The sequence below is a fragment of the Synechococcus sp. OH2 genome (genome assembly GCF_047462155.1).
In the GTDB taxonomy this organism is placed as follows: Bacteria; Cyanobacteriota; Cyanobacteriia; order Thermostichales; family Thermostichaceae; genus Thermostichus.
On the sequence record NZ_JANSIR010000095.1, the window covers coordinates 191,614 to 191,914 of the forward strand.

The following is a 301-nucleotide window of genomic DNA, read 5'->3' on the forward strand; positions in this document are numbered from 1 at the left end:
CGAACACGGGGTCCGCCTTCACGCCTGAGAGGCGTGACAGTTCCCCCTTCGGGGGGATCCCTAGAAATTGGAAACCTGTAGGTAGATAGGCCGTGTACATTGGCTATTTTCTCGAGTTCCCCCTTCGGGGGGATCCCTAGAAATTGGAAACTTTCCTCAGAATGACAGTTACCGGGTCCCCGTCAAAGTCGCGTTCCCCCTTCGGGGGGATCCCTAGAAATTGGAAACAACTCTTCTTTAACAGCATCTATCAAAGCTTGCCTTAGTTCCCCCTTCGGGGGGATCCCTAGAAATTGGAAAC